The organism is Mongoliibacter ruber, from assembly GCF_003003005.1.
Lineage (GTDB): Bacteria > Bacteroidota > Bacteroidia > Cytophagales > Cyclobacteriaceae > Mongoliibacter > Mongoliibacter ruber.
The window spans coordinates 1,844-5,079 of the sequence record NZ_PVTR01000030.1 but is presented as its reverse complement, the minus strand read 5'-3'; the positions used below and the strand labels follow the sequence as shown (position 1 = coordinate 5,079).

The 3,236-nt window shown below is 51.9% G+C and carries 2 rRNA genes; both read right to left on the bottom strand.

Going from position 1 to position 3,236, the window contains the following annotated elements:
- Positions 1-7 precede the first annotated feature (7 nt).
- Positions 8-119, bottom strand: a 5S ribosomal RNA gene (gene rrf, locus CLW00_RS21030).
- A 164-nt stretch (positions 120-283) separates the two neighbouring features.
- Positions 284-3,166: ribosomal RNA gene (locus tag CLW00_RS21025) — 23S ribosomal RNA — on the bottom strand.
- Positions 3,167-3,236 lie beyond the last annotated feature (70 nt).

The following is a 3,236-nucleotide window of genomic DNA, read 5'->3' as shown; positions in this document are numbered from 1 at the left end:
TGTATAAATGAGGCGGCGACCTACTCTCCCGGGTGTAACCCCAGTACCATCGGCGCTGCAGGGCTTAACTTCTCTGTTCGGGATGGGAAGAGGTGGAACCCCTGCGCGAGGCCGCCAAAATCTTTGAGAATTATAGATACGCGAAGCGAGACATTAGACTCTGTCTTCCGTATTCCGTTCTTATCTCTTAATATCTTATGTTCTTTGCCGGTCTAATCTCTCGGCTCTCGCTTCAAGATTCCAGACAATTGATATGTTTCGCAGAAAATGCAACAGCCTAAGGCATGGCAAGCTTTCGGGCTATTAGTACTGCTCGGCTTTGTCATTGCTGACTTTACACCTGCAGCCTATCGACGTCATCGTCTCTGACGGCCCTGTTTGGAAGTCTCATCTCGGAGGGGGTTTCGCACTTAGATGCTTTCAGCGCTTATCCCTGCCCGACGTAGCTACCCGGCAGTGCAGTTGGCACCACAACCGGTACACCAGCGGTCGGTCCAACCCGGTCCTCTCGTACTAAGGTCAGAACTCCTCAAACTTCCCACGCCCGCAACAGATAGGGACCGAACTGTCTCACGACGTTCTGAACCCAGCTCGCGTGCCACTTTAATGGGCGAACAGCCCAACCCTTGGGACCTTCTCCAGCCCCAGGATGTGACGAGCCGACATCGAGGTGCCAAACCTCCCCGTCGATATGAGCTCTTGGGGGAGATCAGCCTGTTATCCCCAGAGTACCTTTTATCCTTTGAGCGACGGCCTTTCCATACAGTACCGCCGGATCACTATACCCGTGTTTCCACCCTGCTCGGCTTGTAGGCCTTACAGTCAAGCTCCCTTATGCTATTGCACTCCGCGCACGGTTACCAAGCGTGCTGAGGGAACCTTTGGAAGCCTCCGTTATCCTTTTGGAGGCGACCACCCCAGTCAAACTACCCACCAAGCAATGTCCCCCGTAAGACGGGGTTAGATACCAGGCAAACAAAGGGCGGTATTTCAACAGCGACTCCTCCATGCCTGGCGACACAGATTCGCAGTCTCCCGCCTATCCTACACATCGTTTACCCGATACCAATGCTAAGCTGCAGTAAAGGTTCATGGGGTCTTTCCGTCCCGTTGCGGGTACGCGGCATCTTCACCGCGACTACAATTTCACCGAGCTCATGGCTGAGACAGCGCCCAGATCGTTACACCATTCGTGCAGGTCGGAACTTACCCGACAAGGAATTTCGCTACCTTAGGACCGTTATAGTTACGGCCGCCGTTTACCGGGGCTTCAATTCAATGCTTCTCTTACGATAACATCCCCTCTTAACCTTCCGGCACCGGGCAGGTGTCAGGCCTTATACTTCATCTCTCGATTTCGCAAAGCCATGTGTTTTTGCTAAACAGTCGCCTGGGCCTTTTCACTGCGGCCCCCCATTACAGAGGGCGCCCCTTCTCCCGAAGTTACAGGGCCATTTTGCCGAGTTCCTTAGCCATGATTCACTCGAGCACCTCAGGATTCTCTCCTTGACCACCTGTGTCGGTTTGCGGTACGGGTCTACATACTCTTATCGCTAGAAGTTTTTCTTGGAAGCTTTTAGGGACACTATCCGCGCTCCCGAAAGATTGCGGTACTGTCAGGTTCAGCTGGATCTGCGCATTTAACTACAAATCCAATACCTACACCCTTTAACGCGGTATTCCGTCACCGCGCGGTCCTTTCACTACTCCGTCACTCCGTCACCTGTATGTAAAGTACGGGAATATTAACCCGTTTGCCATCGGAATCCCCTCTCGGGTTATCCTTAGGTCCCGACTGACCCTGATCCGATTAGCGTTGATCAGGAAACCTTGGTCTATCGGTGTGCGGGTTTCTCGCCCGCATTATCGTTACTTATGCCTACATTTGCTTTTCCAAATCCTCCAGTGCACATCGCCATGCACATTCACCGGTAATTGGAATGCTCCCCTACCATCGATATAAATATCAATCCTACGCTTCGGTATTACACTTGATGCCCGATTATTATCGACGCCCTGCCGCTCGACCAGTGAGCTGTTACGCACTCTTTAAAGGAATAGCTGCTTCCAAGCTAACCTCCTGGCTGTCTCTGCAGCTGGACCACCTTTGTTCAACTTAGTGTAAATTTTGGGACCTTAGCGGTAGGTCTGGGTTCTTTCCCTCTCGGACTCGGACCTTAGCACCCAAGCCCTCACTGCCGCTACTGTATAAAGGCATTCGGAGTTCGTCAGGATTTGGTAGGATGTGACTCCCCCTAGTCCTATCGGTAGCTCTACCTCCTTCATACATTACACGACGCTGTTCCTAAAAACATTTCGGGGAGTACGAGCTATTTCTCAGTTTGATTGGCCTTTCACCCCTACCCACAGATCATCCGGAAACTTTTCAACGTTTATCGGTTCGGTCCTCCATACTGTGTTACCAGTACTTCAACCTGTCCATGGGTAGATCACAAAGTTTCGCGTCTACCCCCACTGACTCAACGCCCTGTTCAGACTCGCTTTCGCTCCGGCTGCGGACATCCATATCCTTAACCTCGCCAGTGAGGAGTAACTCGTAGGCTCATTATGCAAAAGGCACGCCGTCATCCCGAATTTCATCAGGACTCCGACCGCTTGTAAGCGTACGGTTTCAGGTTCTATTTCACCCCGTTATTCACGGTACTTTTCACCTTTCCCTCACGGTACTTGTTCACTATCGGTCTCCCAGGAGTATTTAGCCTTACCGGATGGTGCCGGCGAATTCAACCGGGATTTCTCCTGTCCCGGCCTACTCAGGATACCCGCCTCGTAATTCATGCTTCCCATACGGGACTGTCACCCTCTCCGGTCAGCCTTCCCAGACTGCTCAGGTCACATTCATTACAATTATGCAGGTCCTATTACCCCGCTCATGCCGTAACATAAACGGTTTGGGCTAATCCGCTTTCGCTCGCCACTACTTACGGAATCACTGTTGTTTTCTCCTCCTCTGCTTACTTAGATGTTTCAGTTCAGCAGGTTTGCCTACCTTGCGGTATACCCGTATAAATACAGGTGGGTTGCCCCATTCGGACATCCACGGATCAAGTCCCCTTGCGGATCCCCGTGGCTTTTCGCAGCTTGGCACGTCCTTCTTCGCCTCTGGGAGCCTAGGCATCCCCCGTACGCCCTTGTTCACTTACTCACACCGCACACCCTTTTGCAAATGTGCAGCGCGCCTTATTCATCAGCAATATCACATCTCTGTAATAAAG